The organism is Micromonospora sp. AKA38 (assembly GCF_027925725.1).
GTDB lineage: Bacteria > Actinomycetota > Actinomycetes > Mycobacteriales > Micromonosporaceae > Micromonospora.
Genome location: NZ_BNEI01000002.1, coordinates 915566 through 931963, shown reverse-complemented (window position 1 = coordinate 931963; position 16398 = coordinate 915566). Strand labels below are relative to the sequence as shown.

The window sequence follows — 16398 nt, the reverse complement described above, 5'->3', positions numbered from 1 at the left end:
TGTGCGGGGTCCGGTCAGGCGGTCGGCTCGGCGCTGGGCGTCCCGGCGGCCGGGCTGGCGTCGTCGCCCGGCTCGGCCGGCGGCTCGTACGGCAGGGCGCTGCCCTTGACGTACTCGTCCCAGCTCATGTTCCAGTCGGTCCAGCCGTTGCCGTTCTGGAGCTTGCGCTCGGTGCCCTTGACCGTGATCGGGTCGCCGAGGCGGGTGTTGGCGAACAGCCAGTTGCCGTCCTTCATCGAGACGTTGACGCAGCCGTGCGAGACGTTCGAGCGTCCCTGCACACCCTCGGACCAGGGGGCCGCGTGGATGAACTCGCCGCCCCAGGTGAGCCGCTGCGCGTAGTCGATCTCGGTGCGGTAGCCCTCCTCCGGGCCCAGCTCCTCCATGGTGTCGAAGACGGTGTGCCGGAGCTTCTCGATGACCACCATGGTGCCGCTGGACGAGGGGGTGCTCTTCTTGCCGAGGCTCACCAGGATCGTCTTGACGACCTTGCCGTCCTTGGTGACGGTCATCCGCTTGGTGCGGTTGTCCACCGTCATCACGAACGACGGGCCGATCTTCACGTCGACGGTCAGGTCGGAACGGCCGTACCAGCCGTCGCCCAGCGGCAGCCCGTTGGCCCGCACCTGGTAGGAGACCGTGCTGTTGGCCTTCCAGAACGTCTTGGGCCGGTAGTGCACCTCGGTCGGGCTGATCCAGCGCCAGATGCCCTCCTGGGCCGGCTGCGCGGTCACCGTCATCCGGCGCTGCATGTCGTCGCGGTAGTCCTCCGGGATGGCCCGGCCGAACTTCACAATCAGCGGCATGCCCACGCCGACGACCTGGTTGTCGCCGAGGAAGCTGGTCACCCGGACCTGCTTGGCGGGCTTGGCCATCACGGTGAACGTGCTGGTGGCGGTCGCCGGCTTGCCGTCGTCGCCGGTCGCCGTCACGGTCGCGGTGTACGTCTGGGCGTAGTCCAGCGCGGCGGCGGGCTCCCAGCTCTTGCCGTCGGCGGCGAGGGTGCCCTCGACCGCCTTGCCGGTGGCGTCCTTCAGCTCGACGGCGGTCTCCTGCGCGTCCTTCGTGGTGAAGGTGATGGCGGTGGTGGCCGGGACGTCCTTGGCGTCGGCGGCCGGCTCGCTGATGGTGGCCGCCGCCTTCGGGGCCTTCTCACCGCCGTCACCGCCGCCCTGCCAGCTCGACGGTTTGTCGCCGCCGCCGGTGCAGGCCGTCAACGCCATGGTGGCGACGAGCACCGCGGCGGCGAATGCGCGGCGCCCGCCGCGGCGGGCGCTCCCGCCCCGGATCGGTTCGTCCTGGCCAGCTCGCATGATTCCCTCACAAGTGTGCTGCGCGGTCCCGATCGTCTCTGGTCAGACGCGTCGGACCGGGTACTCGTTGCCGGAAGTGAACCGGAACACCCCGGTGACGGTGTAACGATTCTGTCGTCGTCCGGCGCTTCGTTGCTGGGGACGAGTCCCGGCGCCGCCGCAAGCGGCCGCGTCCGACAACGGTACGCCGCTTAGAACGGCGCGCCCTGCCCGCCCTTCGGCACCGGCAGGGCACTGCCGGCGACGAACTCCGACCAGCTCAGGCTCCACGCCGTCCAGCCGTTGCCGGGCGCCAGCCGCCGTTCGGTGCCCTTCACCGTGATCGGGTCGCCGACAAGCGTCTTGCCGAACAGCCACCGACCGTCGGCCATCGACACGTTGACGCAGCCGTGCGACACATTCCGGCGGCCCTGCACCCCCTCCGACCAGGGCGCGGCGTGGATGTACTCACCACCCCAGGTGAGCCGCTGGGCGAAGTCGATCTTCGTGACGTACTGGTTGTTCGGGTCCGGCTCGTCGCGGGTGTCGAAGACGGTGGACTCCTTCTTCTCCATCACCACCATGGTGCCGCTGGAGGAGGGGGTGCTCTTCTTGCCCAGGCTCACCGGCAGTGTACGGATCACCGCGCCGTTCTCCGAGACCGTCATCTTCTTGGTGGCGTTGTCCACCGTCATCTCGAACGCGCGGCCGATCTTCGCGGTGGCGTTCCGGTCGACGTTGCCGTAGCGGCCGTTGCTCAGCGGGATGCCGGCCAGCGCCAGCCGGACGGTGAGCGTGGTCCCGGTCTTCCAGTACTCCGGGGCGCGGTAGTAGGCCTGGGTGCCGTTGGCCACCCAGTACCAGGCGCCGGGCTGCGGCGGATCGGTCTGCACGAACATGCGCTTCTGCACCGCGGCCCGGTCCTTCTTCGGGATGCCCGGCGAGAACTCGGCGACCACCGGCATGGCCACGCCGTACGTCTTGTCACTGAACAGGTAGAGGCCGGAGCCGATGGTGGACTTCGGCTTGCCCATCGTGGTGAACGTGCTGGTGCCCTGGTGGGTCGCGCCGTCCGTGCCGGTCCCGGTGACCGTGGCGGTGTACTTCGTGGCGTACTTCAGTGGGGAGGACGGCACCCAGCTGGAGCCGTCGCGCCGCATCCGCCCGTTGACCGCCGTGCCGTCGGCGGTGGTCAGGACGACCTTCGACACCGTGCCGCCGCCCGGGACCCGGGCGCTGATCTCGGTGCTGGCCGGCCGGCCGGTCGCGCCGTCGGCCGGGCTCACCGACAGCGGCGACGCGGCGGGGGCCGCGTCGCTCGACGGGGTGCCCGTCGGATCCGGCGCGGTGGACGAGACGCCACCGACCTCCTGCTGCTGGCCGGGCACGAAGGCCGGCTTCTCCTCGCCGCCGCCGCACCCGGTCAGTGCCAGCGACGCCGTGAGGACCAGGACGCCCACCATCGCCCCGGCCCGCGCGAACCTGCCCATGCCCACCCCTGTCGTAGCGTGCCTGGCGGACATCGTGCCCCATCGACGCCAGGACGCCCGTCCCCGCAGGGGCCCGGCTGTCGGTTTTGGTCGTTTTTGCCGGTTAAGCTCGTCCGAAGGGTGGACCCCGGTATCGGATTGGAACCCCGCTCAGCGGGCATGCTAAGGTTCTTCCCGTTGTCAGCGAGCGCCGCTAGCTCAACTGGCAGAGCAGCGGACTCTTAATCCGCGGGTTCGGGGTTCGAGTCCCTGGCGGCGCACCAACGAGCAAGGCCCTAGCCTGGTGGTTCCATCGGGTCGGGGCCTTTTTCGCGTACGCGGACAGGGGGCGGTCGTCGGCGGGTGCTCGGGAGCCGTTGGACCGGGCTGGCTCGGTGACACGTGGGATGTGCCGGATCCAGGACGAGGCATTGCGGGTCTACGGCCGTACCGATCGACGTGGCACTCATTGCCCTGAGGCCGGTTGATGTGTCTCGCGCGGGGCCGGCGGGCGACCGAGGCGGCGGTGACCGCGCGTGACGCCGTCGCCGGCCTACCCGAGGCGCCCGACGAAGAGCCTGCTCGCGCCGGCTGCCGCAGGCGAGACATTGCCGCAAGCGAAATATTGATTAGTATCTGTTCCTATGGTGCGGTCGACGTCGGCGCTCTGGTCGGAAGGGCGAACGCCGGCCCCCGCGGCTGGACGCCGGCTGCCAGCTCGACCGCCTCGACGAGGTGAAGCGGCACGCCCGGCCCGTGTCGCAGCCGTACGAGCGCCTCGGCGACCCAGCCGGTGTCGCCTGAATTCACTCGACCCCAACCGTGTTCCGGAACAGTTGGGACACCTGGCAGCCGACCACCATCTATTCGAGGAGCAGAATCATGTCCACGGTCCGACGACTCACCGCCGCTACGGCGCTCGCCACGGCGATGCTGGCATCGAGCCTCGCCGTCGCCTCTCCGGCCTCGGCTGACCCGCCGCCGGGGGTGCAGGTCTTCACCGGCTACGGCATCAGCTCGATCCCGCAGATCGCGCTGATCAATGCTCAGAACCAGGCCCGCAACCTGGCCTACGCCGCGGGCTATCCGGAGCCGTTCATCCAGTGCTCCAACGGGGCGTCCTGGGTGAGCCAGCCGATGCCCAACTTCTACTCGGCGCAGGCCCAGATCATCTGCGCCGCCTGAAAGCTCCGCCGGGTGGCCGGGCTGAAGAGTTGATCGGCCCGGCGGTGATGTCGGAGCTCCCGTTGCTCTGGTGGCCCTCGGTGGCATGATCGGGAATTAACTACGGCTGGTCGACCTTTCATGGCTGAAATTCCGGATTCGCCGCTGGTCTTGATCCGCGGGTTCGGGGTTCGAGTCCTGACGGCGCACCAACGAGCAAGGCCCTGGCCTGGCGGTTCACGCCGGGTCGGGGCCTTCTTCGCGTCCGGACGCTGGATGTGGTGCTTGCCTGTGCAGTGTCGCGGTTGGCCGCTCGCCACCCGCGATGAGAATCAATGCATTGTCAAACATCGATGGATTGACTGGATATAGACGAACGGTAATATATTTGTGAGTTCGGTCCGTCCCGGGCTGATCGGCGGCGGGAGTCTCTGATGGGTATGCAACGACGGCGCAAGCCACGTCCGACCACGGCGGTCGGTGTGGCCGGATCACTCGTGGTGGGGTTGTTGGCCACCCCGGCGGTCGCCGGTCCGGCGTCAGCCGCCGACGGGCTCACCCTGGCCGTGGACGCGTCCGCCGCGCGGCACGCGATCAGCCCCGACATCTACGGCATGAACGGCGGCGACCCCGCGCTCGTCGCGGAACTCCGCACGCCGGTGGCCCGCTGGGGTGGTAACGCGAGCAGCCGCTACAACTTCAAGAACCACACCTACAACACCGGCAGCGACTGGTACTTCGAGAACATCGTGGCCGGGCCGGACAACACGGTTGAGGCGTTCGTCCAGCGAAACCGGGACCAGGGGACGAAGCAGGTGGTCGCCGTGCCGTTGATCGGATGGGTGGCGAAGGACTCGCCCTCGTCGCACCCGTTCGCCTGCGGCTTCCCGGCCACCCGTTTCCCGGAGCAGGACTCGTTCGACCAGTGGGACCCCAACTGTGGCAACGGCCGGCACGCCGACGCGAACCTGGTCGGGGCGGTCCCCTCGGACACCTCGATCCCGGCCGACGCGTCGTTCGCGGGCGAGATGGTGTCCCATCTCGTGAACCAGTTCGGCCCGGCCGCACGGGGCGGCGTGCCGATCTACGAACTCGACAACGAGCCGGTGTTGTGGAGCTCCACCCACCGCGACGTGCATCCCGATCCGGTGAGCTACGACGAGTTGGGCGGCAAGGGCACGGCGACCGCCGCGGCCGTCAAGGCCGCCGACCCGCGGGCGGCGGTGCTCGGGCCGTCCGGCTGGGGCTACTGCGAATGGGTGGCGTCCGGCGTGGACGGATGCGCGCCGGGTGCGGATGCGGCGGCGCACGGCGGGCTCAACCTCTCCCAGTGGTATCTGAAGAACATGAAGGACTTCAGCGACGCCCATGGCGGGAAGCGCTTCCTCGACTACTTCGACCAGCACTACTATCCGCAGATCAGCGGCGGTACGGACCCGGATGCCAACGCGCTGCGGCTGCGCTCCACCCGGTCGTTGTGGGATCCGACGTACGTGGACGAGTCGTGGATCGGTCCCGGCGGGGTGAACGCACCGCCGTTGCAGTTCATCCGCCAGATGAAGGCGTGGGTCGCGCAGTACTACCCCGGTACGAAGGTCGCCATCACCGAATACAACTGGGGCGCGCTGGACGACATCAACGGCGCGCTCGCACAGGCCGACGTGCTCGGCATCTTCGGGCGTGAGGGTCTGGACCTGGCCACCATCTGGGGCGAGCCGAAGCCGACCGACCCCGGTGCGTACGCGTTCCGGATGTATCGCAACTACGACGGTGCCGGGAGCAGATTCGGGGACGTGAGCGTGTCGGCGGTCAGCAGCGACCAGGGGAAGCTCGCGGTCTACGCCGCGCAACGCTCGTCCGACAAGGCGCTCACCCTGATGGTGGTCAACAAGACGGGCGACGATCTCACGTCACGGCTGGCGCTCGCCGGATTCCACGGCAGGGACAAGGCGCAGCGGTTCACCTACGGCCCGGCCGATCTCACCTCGATCGTCCGGGGTGAGGATCTCCGGGTGACCCGTGGCGGCGTCAGCGCGACGTATCCGGCGAACTCCGTGACGCTGCTCGTCCTGCCGCAGCGCCGACACTGAACCCGTCGGACCGATGCCGGTGGATCCTCGGGTACCGACTCCGGGATCGTGAGATGCCGCTTCGGTGACCCGAGGAGTCCGGATCCGAGCGAGGTGCGCAACCCCGTCGAGGCGGGCCCGTTGCCGGGCCCGCCTCGAACGTGTCGTCCTGCGCTACCAGGTCAGCGGCAGTGCGCCGATGAACCGGGTGAGCGCGCCGGCGATCAACTGGTCGTCGCGCCGCGACGGGTGCCAGTCGCAGCCCAACTTGTCCAGGCCGAGCGCGTTGTCGTCGTAGTAGAGCGAGCGGACCCGGGTGTCGCCCGCGTCCGTCCGGGTCCGGACGACCTGCTGCACGGAGCTGGCGAGCGGCGTGCCGGACAGGTCCGGGTAGGTGAGCACGATGAACGTGTCGGGGCCGTAGCGGGCCCGCAACTTGTCGAGGAAGCCCAGGTACGCGGTCCGGAAGTCGGCGGCGAGCTGGTCGGGGGTGCTCCACCGCTCACCGGCGTGCAGGGCGGTGGAGAAGTCGTTGATGCCCAGGCCGACCACGACCAGTTGTGGTTGCCAGGTGGCCGGCTTCTGCCACACGGTGCTGTTCCAGAGCGCCTGGAGGTCGGTCTCGTAGTAGGTGCGGAAGTTGTCGGTGCCCCCGCCGTTGTAGTTGCGCACCATGCCCAGGCCGGACCAGGCGATGAGCTGGAAGTCGGCGTCCAGGCTCTGTGCGGTGAGCGCGCCGAACGTGACGTCGGCGTTGGAGTTGCGGGTGACCCCGCCGTTGGCGGAACAGTCCCGGGTCGTCGACATGTTGCCGTAGCCGGCGGTCCACGAGTCGCCGATGAATTCGATCTGCCGGCTGCGGGCGGCGGGCCTGGCCAGGATCACGCCACCGGGTGCGGCGACGAGACCACCGAACTCGCCGGCCGCCCACGGGCTCTCGGTGCGTTTGACGAGCCGTACGGTGTGGATGGCGTCGGTGAGGTTCCGGACCCAGTAGGTGGTCTGCCCGGGGGTGACCAGGGTGGCGACGGTCGTGCCGTCGATCTGGACGGCGTAGTCGTTCTGGCTGTCGTTGAGCACGATCCCGACGCCGGTGCCCCGGAACCGCCCTTCGAAGTAGGTGCCGGGCCAGGTGTACTGGACGCTGCTCCCGACCGCCCGGACGCGCCCCACCGTGTTCGTCTGCGCGGCGGACGGCGGCGGCGGGCTGGTGGGCGGCGGCGTGGGCGTGGTGGTGGGTGGCCAGTGGGTCTCTGGCGGGCCGGTGGGCGGTGGCGGGTCGGTGGTCGGCGCCGGGGTGGTCGGCGCAGGCGTGGTGGGGGTCGGGCTTCCGGTGCACGGCACGCCGTTGAGCGCGAAGTCGGTCGGCGCCGGGTTCGACGAGTTGTTCCACGAGCCGCTGAAGCCGAACTGCGCGCCGGCACCGGTGCCGAGGTTGCCGTTCCAGCCGGTGTTGGTCACGGTGACCCGGCCGCCGGACTGGGCCACCGTGCCGTTCCACAGTTGCCCGACCACCTGCCCGGCGGTGAACGACCAGGTCAACCGCCAGTTGGTGAGCGGATCGCCGAGGTTGGTGAGGTCGACGTTCGCGCCGAAGCCGCCCGGCCACTGGCTGGTGACGGTGTAGGCGACCCGGCAGCCGGCGGCGGCCTGCGCGGAGACGGTGGTGGTGAGTGCGGCGGTGACGGCGACGGTGACGGCGGTGGACACCGCCACCGCCGACCGGAGCCGGGTACGGGTGGGTGGCATCTGTGCTCCTGCGGGGCGACGGGATGACGGGCGCGCTACGCGCCGGAGCAGGTGATTCCGCTCGGGGCGGGAGAACTGCTGCCGTTGGCGAGGAAGCCGAAGCTCGTCGACCCGCCGGCGTTGAGGGCCCCGTTGTAGGCGGCGTTGCGCACGCTGACCGGGCCACTGGCGCCGGTGGCCACGCCGTTCCACACGTTGCTGATGCTCTGTCCACCGGCCAGGGTCATCCGCACCGTCCAGCCGCTGATGGCCGCCGTGCTGCTCACCGTCACCTCGCCCTGGAAGCCGCCGGTCCAACTGCTCACCAGGCGGTAGGTGGCGGTGCAGACACCCGAGGGGTCCGGCGGCGGCGTGCTCGGCGGTGGCGTGGTGGGCGGTGCGGTGGTGGGCGGCGGCGTGGTGGTGGGCGGCGGGGTGCTGGGCGGCGGGGTGGCGCCGTCCGGGGCGACCGCGCGGCCGGTGGCCGGCGAGATCATGCCGGCGCACAGGCCGCGGTTGGCGAGATCGCTGACGATCCGCGGGATCGCCGCGATCGTGTTCGCCGGCCAGTCGTGCATCAGGATGGACCCGCCGGCCTGGAGCCGGCTGGCGTTCTGCACGATCTGGTCGGTGCTGGCGTTGTTCCAGTCCTGGGAGTCCACGTCGGCGTTGATCTCGGTCAGCCCGAACTGGGCCTCGACCGCCCGCAGCGTCGCGTTGGACTCCAGGTACGGCGGCCGGAACAGCTTCGGGGCCGCGCCGGTGGCCTGCTGGATCGCCTGCTGCGTCTGGGAGATCTCCGAGGCCATCTGCGCCTGGCTGAGCTGGGTCATGTGCGGGTGCGTCCAGCTGTGGTTCCCGATCCACATGCCGGCGTCCCGCTGCGCCCGGACCAGCGCCGGGTTGCTCTGCGCGTTCTGGCCGACGTTGAAGAACGTCGCCCGTACGCCGGCTGACCTGAGCGTGTTGATCAGTGTGGTGGTGTTGCCCGGGGTGGGCCCGTCGTCGAAGGTCAGGGCCACGTAGCCGGTGCAGGCGGCGGCCATCGAGGGCGCGGCGGTGACGGCCAGGCCGGACGTCACGGCGGTCAGCAGCGCGGCGGTGGCCGCCGCCACCAGCGTCGGGCGACGCGAGGATCGGGTGGGGGCAGCCGTCGGTCCGGCCGGGAAGGGTGTCATCGGTGGTTTCTCCCGCTGGCGTTCGAGGTGCTGCTCGGCGCCGTCACGGCTCGCTCCGCCCGGGAGACGGTCCGCGACTCGGCTCAGCGGCCCGCTGGCAGCGACGTCGGGTGGGTGCCCACGGTTCGCCGGTGTCGGCGCACCGCGAGGTTCGGCATGTGGCCAGCCCGGCTCCGGTGGAGATTATCCCGCTATGCTTCGACGATCGTCAATTCCTGGAGGACCTCCGAATGAAGATCGTTGCGTTGTCCTGCACCCAGAAGCGCCTGCCGTCGGTGACCGACGCGCTGCTGGAGGCAGCGATCAGCGGCGTCGTCCGGGAGGTCGACGGCGCGGAGATCCAGCGGATCCGGTTGATCGACCATTCCATCGCCATGTGCGAGGGCGAGGACACCTGTCTCGATCCCGAGGTGGGCCGATGCCCGATCGACGACGACTTCGCGCACGTCGTCGAGCTGGCCGAGGGTGCGCAGGCGATGCTGCTCGCCATGCCGGTGTACGCGGGGAACGTCCCCGCGGTGCTGAAGATCTTTCAGGAGCGCCTGAAGAGCTTCATGAACGCCCGGCAGCGACCGTTCGGCAACCTGCTGGTCGGGACCATCGTGCATTCGCGCACCATGCTGACCGAACCGGCGCTGGGCGCGTTGTTCCCGTGGTACCTGCGGTTGCGGAACCGGAATGTGGCGTCGGCCTGCTTCACCCGTAACGATCATCAGGACCTGACCCGCACCGCGGCGTTCGACATGTGTGTGGCAGTGGGCCGGCAACTCGGCATGACGCTCGCCGGCAGCCGGTCGCCGGCCGACGAGCGCACGCTGCTGCCGGTGGTTCAGCCGCCGGCTCGCCCGCGGTGCGGCGATCCGTCCGTCTCCTCGCCCGGGACGTGAGACTCCGCACGCCAGGTGCACCCGTCGCCGGCCCGCACACACGACACCCTGACGTCGGGGTCCAGGTAGCGGGCGGCGATGGTCTCGTGGAGGGGCTGGCAGTACGTGCACGGTGAGGAGAGCGTCAGCACGACGCCGGCGCGGGCGGCCTTTCTGCGGTAACGCAGGATCCCGCAGTCGGTGTTGCGCAGGACGGTGCCCGAGGGCTGACGCTCGCTGGTCACCGCCGAGTCGTACAGCAGCAGTTGACGTTGCAGCCGGGTCATGAAGTGGTCGGTGGCGGACACCCCGGCGGGCCGTTGTGCCCGGAGCAGCGCCGCGGTGATGCGGGAGTTCGCCCGGATCCACGCCGTCAGCCCCGCCTCGCCGTGCTCGCCCAGGACGAACTCCTCGGCGGCGGCCTGGGCCTCGAAGAACCGCTGGCGCCACAGGTCGACCTTCTCGTCCGGGTCGAGGGGGGACGGCTGACCGGTCACGCGGTCCTCCCGGTGGCGTCGTCCAGTTCGGCGAAGACCTCCTGGGCCACGCGCAGCCCGTTGTTGGCGACCGGCCAGCCACCGTAGTAGGCGAGCTGGATGATGACTTCGACGATCTTCTCCCGCGACATCCCGAGATGCAGGGCGGCACCGATGTGGCCGCGCAGCTCCCAGTCGGTCCGGGCCAGCGCGACAGCGGTCAGCGCGACCAGTTCGCGCTCCTCGACGCTCAGGTGCGGGCGGGTCCAGATCTCCCCGAACAGGTGGTCGACCGTGATCCGCAGGAACTCCGGGTAGGAGCCGGGGCGCGGCTCACGTCCGAAGACCTGCTGGAACATGGCCTCACCCCGCTCGTGGCGGTCAGCCGACTGATCCATCGTCAACTCCTTCGGGTCGGACGAACGGTGGTCAACGTGCCCGACGCCACGAAGGCGACGGCCAGCAGCGCGGCGCCGCTGGCGAAGGCGGCCGGAACGTTCACCCGCTCGGCGACGAGCCCCACGACGACCGGCCCGGCCACGGCGCCGACGTCGGTGCACATCGAGAAGCCGGCGACGCCGCTGCCGGCCCGGCCGGCCACGACGTCACCGACCAGCGCGGCCGGCGCGGCGTTGAGCAGCGCCGATCCCGCGGCGTACGCGCAGAGCAGCGCGACGAGCCAGGCGTACCGGTCGACGAACGCCAGGGCGGTGACGGAGGCCGCCGCCACACCGGTGCCGGTGATCATGGCGGCCCGGCGGCCGGCCCGATCGACCATCCGGCCGGCCGGCACGATCAGCAGCGCCTGGACGGCGGCGGACAGGGTGAACGCCCATCCCACCCATGACACGTCGTGTCGCCACGCCACCACGACCAGCGTGGGGACCAGTGCGCTGCGCAGTCCGAACAGGACCCAGCCCTGCGCCAGCGCGGCGAGGCAGGCCACCACGTAGCGTCGGTCCCGCAGCAGCGCCGGTAGTCCGATCACCGGACGGCCGGGCTCCGCGCCGGCGGTCTGGCCGGTGCGCAGCAGCGCCGGCGTCAGCACCGCGGCGGCCAGCAACATCGTGGCGTACGCCAGGAACGGCGTGGCGAGGGTGACGAGCGCGAGGAGGCCGCCCAGTGCCGGTCCGCAGACTCCGCCGAGCAGGAAGCCCGCCTCGAACACGGCGCTGGCCCGCCCCCGCCGGTCGGCCGGCGCGACCGCCAGGAGCATCGCCAGCGCGGACACCGAGAACAGCACCGAGCCGACGCCGCCGAGGCCCCGGAACACGAGCAGCTGCCCGTAGGACCCGGCGAAGGCCGTCAGCGCCGAGGAGACCGCACAGAGCAGCAGGCCGGCGACCAGGACCCGCCGCTCCCCGAAACGCACGCCCAGCCGGCCGCAGAACGGGCTGGCGACCAGCCGCATCAACGCGAACAGGGCGACGAGCGCGCCGATCCGGGTCGGCCCGGCCCCGAACGTCGCCGCGTACACCGGGAGCACCGGGAGCACCAGCCCCAGGCCCAACATGACGCATCCGCCGACGACGCTGAGGACGTAGACCTCGCGCGGGAGACCCGGTCGGGCGGCGGCGACGGGTGGGACGCTGCCCGGCACGGCCGTCTTCACTGCCCGGTCACAGGATGATGCTGAGCTTTCCGTGCTCGACCAGCGTCTCGTGGTCCAGCACCACGACCCGGCGCCGGGCCCGGAACGACCCGCCCTCGGCGACCAGCTCGAACCGGTACTTCCCGACGTAGGCGTCGGAGCGCCCGTGCCCGAACCGGTGTACGACGACATTGGCCGCCACGTCGAGGTGGGTGCCCCGGTCGGTCAGGATCTCCACGTTGCTGACCAGCCGGTTCGTCCGCGATCGTGGGTTCTCGCACCACACCTCGCCGGTGAGGAGCTGGTCGATGCGCTGGCGCAGGCGGGCGGCGTCGTCGTCGATGAGCCCGAGCACGTTCGCCCCCTCGTCGCGGACGTCGGTGGCCGGCACCCGGTAGCGGATGTCGTCGGTCAGCATCTCGTCGTACCACTCGCGCAGGCGCCACTCGTCGAGCAGTCGCGCCTCCCGGAAGAGGAACTGGTTCACCCGGTGCCACAACCGCACCTGGGCCGATTCGTCGACGGTCAGCTCGATGGTCATCGCGGTTCCGCCCCCTGCCGCTCCGCCGGCCGAGCGATCTCGTGGTGATCGTCGTCGCCGTGCATCAGCCGATCCCACTGGCGCCAGAACTCGCGGGCGGGAAGCTCGTCCGTCGTCTCCGGTACGGCCCTGTTCATGCCGCGGGACAGGTCCGAGTAGCGGACCGACCGGTTGAGGTAACCCCGCTGGCAGGATTCGATGATCTCGATGTCGTCGGGGGTGGCGAAGCCGGCGGGACCGAGGAACGTCAGGTAGTGGCTCTTGCGGAGTTCCCGGATGTCCGGCTCCTCGTCCTTCGGGGCCAGCGCGACCGAGGTGATGGCCATCCGGTCGGGGGCGATCGGGTCGATCTTGCGGATCGTGATCGCGATCGCGTCGATGATCATCAAGTTGGGGAAGATCAGCAACGCGCGGTTGGTGCCGGTGATCCGCTCCGCGCGCTCGGCGCCGAACCTGTCGACGAACCGGGCGGCCGTCGCCTCGATCCGCGGCCGGACCTCCGGGCTGAACATCGGCGTCCAGTACGCGAGCGGGCGGGCCGCCGCCGGTGGCAGCTCGTTGGCGCCGTGTCCCAGCCCGAGGGCGCAGCCGAAGCCGCCTCGCCGTCGTGGTGGCACCGACCCCAGCGACTCCATGTAGCCGACGTAACGCTTGTGCAGGGCCCGGAAGTGGTAGATGTCGACGCTGTTCTCCATCATGAGTTTCCAGTTGGCCCGCGCGCCGTGGAGCTGCGCGCCCTGGATCACCTCCATCCCGACCTCGGACTGGTCGTCGATCAGGTCGAGGTACTCCGTCGCGCCCGCCAGGTACTCGGTCAGGGTGCGCCGCTGCTCGGGGTCGAAGGTGACGAACACGAATCCGCGGTAGGCGTCACCACGGTGCTGCGTGAGGCCGTGGTCCGCCTTCCGGAAGCCCGGTCCGTACCCGTCCGGGATCGGGACCCCGACCAGGTCGCCCCGGTTGGAGAACGTCCAGTCGTGGTAGGGGCACCGGAACGACCTGGCCTGCCCGGCCGGCTCCGCGCAGATCAGCGCCCCGCGGTGCGGGCAGCTGTTCGCGAACACCCGGATCACCCCGTCGGACCCGCGGGCCATGACCACCGGCCGCCCGCCGACGTCACGTGCCACGTAGGAGCCCGGTCCGGGCACCTCCGACTCGTGCCCGACGTACAGCCAGCAGCGGTCGAAGATCCTGGTCATCTCCCGGGCGGCCAGCTCGTCGTCGGTGTACGCGCGGCGGTCCACCCGGAAGGAGTGGCGCTCCCGGTCGTCGAGCACGATCGGGTCGCCCGCCGGTCGCCGTGGCTCGGTGGTCACCGCTTCTCCTCGCGCCGGAGCGTCCCGGCCGTGTCGAGGACCAGCTCCGCCGTCCGCGCGGCGGAGTCGCCGCACTCCGGCTGTGCGGCGCGCAGCCGGGCCCGGTAGTCCCGGGTGGGGTCGAGCAGGTCGGTGACGGCGTCGGTGACCGCCCGCGCGGTGACGTCGGCCGGCGCCAACGCGGTCCCGAAGCCCGCGCCGCCCACGAAGTGCGCCTGCACCGGCTGATCCACCGCCAGCGGGATCACCAGCATCGGTGTCGCCGCGCGGATCGACTCGGCCACGGAGTTGTACCCGCCGTGGGTGACGAACACGTCGGCGCGTTCGAGCACCTCGCGTTGCGGCAGGTACGGGGCGGTGAGCACGTCGTCGGGCAACGCGAGGTCCTCGGCGAGGTCGCCGACCGCGGCGATCACCTGGGCGCCGGTGGCCGCCGCGCCGGTGATGACCGTGCGCAGCAGGTCGGGTCGCCGGTAGAAGATCGTGCCGAAGGAGACGTACACCACCGGACGGCCCGGCTCGATCCGGTCGAGGCCGGCGAAGGCCACCTCGTCGCCGCGGGTTCCGGCCGCGCCCGGCAGCCCGATCAGCCGCACGCCGTCGTCGGTCACGCCGTCGTTCCCGATGAGTGCGGGAATCGTCGGCATCAGATTGAGAATCGGCGATCGCGCCGAATGGGTCCGGGTCGACCACCGCACCCCGTGCCGGGTCAGATAGTCGCCGACCTGCTCGTCGTAGGCCCAGCGTCCCCGTCGGTGTTCGCGCGGGCAGACGCCACCCAGGTTGGCCCAGATCATCCCGTACGGAATGCCGGAGGTCTCGGTGCCGACCATGGCCGACGCGGTGACCGGCAGCGAGTCGACGAGCACGAAGTCCGGTGCCGTCGCGCGCAGCGCGTCGGTCGTCTGGTCCGCCACCGGGGACGCCTGGAGCATCGCGCCGATCTTCGCCGGATCGTCGCTCCACGGCGCCATCTCGACCTTCCCGATCAGGTGGACCGGCGTGGTGCCGAGGGCCTGGCGGCGCTGGTCGTCGAGCATGCCTCCGTCTGCTGACAACAGCAGCAGCGTGACCTCGCCGCCGGCGGCGCGGAGCGCGTTGACCACCGGAACGTACGGGTTCAGATGACCGTGCTGCGTCGTGGTCAGGAGGGCGACGCGCATCAGATCTCCGATCCGTCGGGAAAGCGGTGTCAACTCGTCCTCAAGCGCGCGGAAAAGGCGCGTCAGCGAAAGGAAAGGCTGAAATGCGGCCCGTTTTCCGGCGTTGCGCAGAGCCTGCCGGGAGGAGGGATCGATGTCAATGCTTCGTGTCTGTCATCCGTCTTCGGTTGACGGCGTGCAAACGTCGTCAGGGCTTCGGATGATTGGCACTTGAGTGTTTCGGACGAATCTGAGTGGTTGGACGCATTTGGTCGACAAAAGGCAATGCCGGGTGCGCTCTCGCCGTTGCCTTTGGCGATCCAGCCCCCGCGGGACGGACTACGAGAGCGGTCTCAGCCGCCGCCTACGGCTGGGGTGGATGTTCGCCGACGGGCGACTGGCGGGCCACCGCGCGCAGTAGCCGGTCGAGCGCGCCGCGGTCGCCGCTGAACGTGGCGCGGCCATCGCGCAGGGCTGTGTCGAGGGTGTCCGGTGCGTCCAGCGCCGCGTTGAGGGTCGCCGGGTCGGTCCGGAGGTCGTACTCCGGTGCGGGTGGCCCGCCCGGCGCGATCTCTGTCCGGCCGGCGGCGGTGCGGACGGTCCAGACCCGTCCGGCCAGCTCGACGCGACCGGTCGACGGCGGGTCGCCGGGGTCGGGGCGGCCGGCGGTGCGCAGGAACAGCAGCACCGAGGTGGCGCCCACGGTGGGCTGGGGCGGGAACGGCGCGCGTAGTCCCCACTCGCCGAGGGCGATGACGATCGGCTCCAACCGCCGCCCCCAGTCGGTGAGCTCGTAGACCCAGGAGGCGGCCGGCGGTGGCAGCCGGTGCCGCCGGACGACACCCCGCTCGGTGAGTTCGCGGAGCCGGTCGGCCACCAGGTTGCTGCTGGCCGAGGCGAGACTCTGGCGCAGGTCGGTGAAGCGTTGCGGGCCGAGAATCAGCTCCCGCACGACGAGCAGGGCCCAGCGTTCGCCGACGACGTCGAGGGCGCGGGCGATGCCGCATCCGTCACCGTAGCTGCGGTTGGTGGGCACGTTGTCCTCCCGGTACGACAAGTTGTCAATGTAAACCAAGCGGTTGTTCTTCACAACCTACGCCGTTACGGTGAGGGTCCACGCGGACGACGCAACGAAGGGGACCGGTCGGGACGATGGGCAATCCAGTTATCCATTTCGAGATCATCGGCAAGGATCCGGAGCGGCTCCGGGGTTACTTCGGTGACCTGTTCGGTTGGCGGTTCGAGACCGGCGGTCCGGTCGCGCCGTCGGTCTCCGAGGCGGGCCGGTACGGCTTCATGGACGCCACCGACGAGACCGGGCAGCGGATCCCCGGCGGCATCGGAGGCGGGCCGGGCTTCGACAGTCACGTCGTCTTCTATGTCAACGTGCCGGACGTGGAGGCGGCACTGCGGCGGGCGGAGAGTCTCGGCGGCAGGCGGGTCATGGGGCCCGAGCGCAACGCCGCCGGTCTCGTGGTCGGCCACCTCACCGACCCGGAGGGCAATCTGATCGGCCTCGCCGCCCTGCCGTGACGCGTCCGCCGGGCGCTCGTCCGCCGCTGAGCG

The 16398-nt window shown here is 70.6% G+C and carries 15 protein-coding genes and 1 tRNA gene; 5 read left to right on the top strand and 11 right to left on the bottom strand.

What is annotated here, in order from left to right:
• Positions 1–14 precede the first annotated feature (14 nt).
• Both TPA0908_RS07780 and TPA0908_RS07775 read right to left on the bottom strand, forming a co-directional pair.
• Positions 15–1313: a L,D-transpeptidase gene (locus tag TPA0908_RS07780; RefSeq protein WP_281935999.1), complete on the bottom strand. Its 1299-nt coding sequence runs from the start codon at positions 1311–1313 to the stop codon at positions 15–17.
• 191 nt (positions 1314–1504) lie between these two features.
• A complete protein-coding gene (locus TPA0908_RS07775; protein WP_281935997.1) occupies positions 1505–2782 on the bottom strand; it encodes a L,D-transpeptidase in 1278 nt (425 codons plus the stop codon).
• A gap of 187 nt (positions 2783–2969) precedes the next feature.
• Between TPA0908_RS07775 and TPA0908_RS07770 the strand changes: the two genes are divergently transcribed.
• The 3 genes from TPA0908_RS07770 to TPA0908_RS07760 all read left to right on the top strand — a co-directional run bounded on the left by TPA0908_RS07770 (position 2970) and on the right by TPA0908_RS07760 (position 6015).
• Positions 2970–3045 (top strand) — tRNA-Lys (locus tag TPA0908_RS07770).
• Positions 3046–3643: 598 nt separating this feature from the next.
• A complete protein-coding gene (locus TPA0908_RS07765) occupies positions 3644–3946 on the top strand; it encodes a hypothetical protein (RefSeq protein WP_281935995.1) in 303 nt (100 codons plus the stop codon).
• 413 nt (positions 3947–4359) lie between these two features.
• A complete protein-coding gene (locus TPA0908_RS07760; RefSeq protein ID WP_281935993.1) occupies positions 4360–6015 on the top strand; it encodes a glycoside hydrolase family 44 protein in 1656 nt (551 codons plus the stop codon).
• 153 nt (positions 6016–6168) lie between these two features.
• On the opposite strand, the gene TPA0908_RS07755 is transcribed toward TPA0908_RS07760, so the two are convergent.
• Both TPA0908_RS07755 and TPA0908_RS07750 read right to left on the bottom strand, forming a co-directional pair.
• Complete coding sequence (locus TPA0908_RS07755; protein WP_281935991.1) at positions 6169–7743, bottom strand: cellulose binding domain-containing protein; 1575 nt, start codon at positions 7741–7743, stop codon at positions 6169–6171.
• Between the two features lie 35 nt (positions 7744–7778).
• The gene (locus TPA0908_RS07750; RefSeq protein ID WP_281935990.1) at positions 7779–8900 is read right to left on the bottom strand and encodes a polysaccharide deacetylase family protein; all 1122 of its coding nucleotides are present in this window, start codon (positions 8898–8900) and stop codon (positions 7779–7781) included.
• Positions 8901–9031: 131 nt separating this feature from the next.
• On the opposite strand from TPA0908_RS07750, the gene TPA0908_RS07745 reads away from it, so the two are divergent.
• Positions 9032–9787 (top strand): flavodoxin family protein, encoded by a 756-nt coding sequence (locus tag TPA0908_RS07745; RefSeq protein WP_281935989.1) that lies wholly within the window; start codon positions 9032–9034, stop codon positions 9785–9787.
• Here TPA0908_RS07745 and TPA0908_RS07740 read toward each other — a convergent pair.
• From TPA0908_RS07740 to TPA0908_RS07710, 7 genes are all read right to left on the bottom strand, one after another.
• Complete coding sequence (locus tag TPA0908_RS07740) at positions 9730–10263, bottom strand: hypothetical protein (RefSeq protein WP_281935988.1); 534 nt, start codon at positions 10261–10263, stop codon at positions 9730–9732. The genes TPA0908_RS07745 and TPA0908_RS07740 overlap by 58 nt on opposite strands.
• Positions 10260–10640 (bottom strand): carboxymuconolactone decarboxylase family protein, encoded by a 381-nt coding sequence (locus TPA0908_RS07735; protein ID WP_281935987.1) that lies wholly within the window; start codon positions 10638–10640, stop codon positions 10260–10262. Before TPA0908_RS07735 ends, TPA0908_RS07740 begins: the two co-directional genes overlap by 4 nt.
• 2 nt (positions 10641–10642) lie before the next feature.
• Positions 10643–11854, bottom strand: coding sequence for an MFS transporter (locus tag TPA0908_RS07730; protein WP_281935985.1), 1212 nt, complete (start codon positions 11852–11854; stop codon positions 10643–10645).
• Between the two features lie 7 nt (positions 11855–11861).
• The gene (locus tag TPA0908_RS07725) at positions 11862–12374 is read right to left on the bottom strand and encodes an aromatic-ring-hydroxylating dioxygenase subunit beta (protein ID WP_281935983.1); all 513 of its coding nucleotides are present in this window, start codon (positions 12372–12374) and stop codon (positions 11862–11864) included.
• Complete coding sequence (locus TPA0908_RS07720) at positions 12371–13690, bottom strand: aromatic ring-hydroxylating oxygenase subunit alpha (protein WP_281935981.1); 1320 nt, start codon at positions 13688–13690, stop codon at positions 12371–12373. Before TPA0908_RS07720 ends, TPA0908_RS07725 begins: the two co-directional genes overlap by 4 nt.
• Complete coding sequence (locus TPA0908_RS07715; protein ID WP_281935979.1) at positions 13687–14853, bottom strand: glycosyltransferase; 1167 nt, start codon at positions 14851–14853, stop codon at positions 13687–13689. Before TPA0908_RS07715 ends, TPA0908_RS07720 begins: the two co-directional genes overlap by 4 nt.
• A gap of 343 nt (positions 14854–15196) precedes the next feature.
• Positions 15197–15889 carry a winged helix-turn-helix transcriptional regulator gene (locus tag TPA0908_RS07710; RefSeq protein ID WP_281935978.1) on the bottom strand — a complete coding sequence of 231 codons (693 nt, stop codon included), beginning with the start codon at positions 15887–15889 and terminating at the stop codon, positions 15197–15199.
• 95 nt (positions 15890–15984) lie between these two features.
• Here TPA0908_RS07710 and TPA0908_RS07705 point away from each other — a divergent pair, with 95 nt between their 5' ends.
• Complete coding sequence (locus TPA0908_RS07705) at positions 15985–16365, top strand: VOC family protein (protein ID WP_281935977.1); 381 nt, start codon at positions 15985–15987, stop codon at positions 16363–16365.
• Positions 16366–16398: the final 33 nt, after the last annotated feature.

Coding starts and splice junctions, on each gene's coding strand:
- TPA0908_RS07760 (WP_281935993.1), top strand. CDS start 4,360: ATGGGTATGCAACGACGGCGCAAGCCACGTCCGACCACGGCGGTCGGT.
- TPA0908_RS07735 (WP_281935987.1), bottom strand. CDS start 10,640: ATGGATCAGTCGGCTGACCGCCACGAGCGGGGTGAGGCCATGTTCCAG.
- TPA0908_RS07775 (WP_281935997.1), bottom strand. CDS start 2,782: ATGGGCAGGTTCGCGCGGGCCGGGGCGATGGTGGGCGTCCTGGTCCTC.
- TPA0908_RS07755 (WP_281935991.1), bottom strand. CDS start 7,743: ATGCCACCCACCCGTACCCGGCTCCGGTCGGCGGTGGCGGTGTCCACC.
- TPA0908_RS07725 (WP_281935983.1), bottom strand. CDS start 12,374: ATGACCATCGAGCTGACCGTCGACGAATCGGCCCAGGTGCGGTTGTGG.
- TPA0908_RS07780 (WP_281935999.1), bottom strand. CDS start 1,313: ATGCGAGCTGGCCAGGACGAACCGATCCGGGGCGGGAGCGCCCGCCGC.
- TPA0908_RS07715 (WP_281935979.1), bottom strand. CDS start 14,853: ATGCGCGTCGCCCTCCTGACCACGACGCAGCACGGTCATCTGAACCCG.
- TPA0908_RS07750 (WP_281935990.1), bottom strand. CDS start 8,900: ATGACACCCTTCCCGGCCGGACCGACGGCTGCCCCCACCCGATCCTCG.
- TPA0908_RS07765 (WP_281935995.1), top strand. CDS start 3,644: ATGTCCACGGTCCGACGACTCACCGCCGCTACGGCGCTCGCCACGGCG.
- TPA0908_RS07705 (WP_281935977.1), top strand. CDS start 15,985: ATGGGCAATCCAGTTATCCATTTCGAGATCATCGGCAAGGATCCGGAG.